Consider the following 1,121-nt stretch of genomic DNA (forward strand, 5'->3'; position numbering starts at 1 on the left):
GTTTTGTACCTGTTCAGGCTGGTTTGTACATGGTCTGATCTCTTAGCATTGCGTTTGCAAGGGTTAGGATTTTTCGTGCGATTGCGATGATCATGACCTTGAACGGCTTGCCTTTGGCGGACATGGCTTGGGCTGTGCAGGCAAAAGGCTTCTTGAGGCGATAGGCGACAAGAGCGGCCATATAGAGGGCATCGCGCACGCGCTTTCGACCGCCGCGGATATGCCTTTGGCCTCTTTGATGTCCGCTGTCGACATTGAAAGGAGCAAGGCCAGCCAGAGCCGCCATAGCCCTTTGTGGCGCTTCGCCCAGTTCGGGCATCAAGGCGATGAGCGTGAAGGCGGTAACAGGGCCGACGCCTGGTATGGAGCGCAGCCGGTCCATCTTCTGTTTCAGGGTTGTGTCTGCCCGTACCAGCTCAAGGCAGGCTTTCTCGATCATGGCGATCTCCGTGTCCAGCCAGGCGATGTGACGTTCGATACCGTCTCCTTCCTGCGGTTCTGCACTGTGAAGTCGGTTTCGTTCCTGCTGACGCATGGCGACGAGCTGGTCTCTTCGGGCATGCAACTGGCACAGCCTGTGACGCACGGGATCCGGTGGCTTGCTTGTCGGCGGTCGCAGGGTCTCACCCATGCGCGCCAACATGCGCGCATCGATCGCGTCGGTCTTGGCAAGCAGGCCACAGGCCCTTGCAAAGTCCCGCGCCCTGGCAGGATTGACACGGCAGTAGCTGTACCCGCGGCAGGTCAGGATTACACACAGGCGCCGGTCATAGGGACTGGTCGCTTCGAATATGACCGTGACATTGCGCTCCCCCAGGCTATCGAGCCAGGTCTCGATGCATGAGGCAAGGTTGTCGATCCGCAGATAGGTGCAATTCCGAGAATCAAAAATATCGAGATGTGCCTTGGAGACATCGCATCCGATGAAGACAGGGTGTATCATGACAAGCCTCATCCTGTGCTGCGAGGTCCGCTGAAACGGCCTCTATCAACTGTTCAGGTTGGGATATTCAAAGCGGGCGGAGGATCAGGTGCCAGGGAACGGTCTCTAACGACCAGGATGCCGGACGACCTTCCGCCCGCACACATCATACCACAAGCCGCTATACACAGGATGCCGG

1 protein-coding gene is annotated in these 1,121 nt (G+C 58.0%); it reads right to left on the minus strand.

Features of this window, described 5'->3' with window-relative positions:
- Positions 1 to 13: 13 nt before the first annotated feature.
- Entirely contained in the window at positions 14 to 943 is a 930-nt protein-coding gene (locus tag GGR30_RS23205) for an IS110 family RNA-guided transposase (protein WP_183491657.1), read from the minus strand.
- Positions 944 to 1,121: the final 178 nt, after the last annotated feature.

It is taken from the genome of Martelella radicis (genome assembly GCF_014196625.1).
Taxonomy (GTDB): domain Bacteria; phylum Pseudomonadota; class Alphaproteobacteria; order Rhizobiales; family Rhizobiaceae; genus Martelella; species Martelella radicis.

Coding starts and splice junctions, on each gene's coding strand:
- GGR30_RS23205 (WP_183491657.1), bottom strand. CDS start 943: ATGATACACCCTGTCTTCATCGGATGCGATGTCTCCAAGGCACATCTC.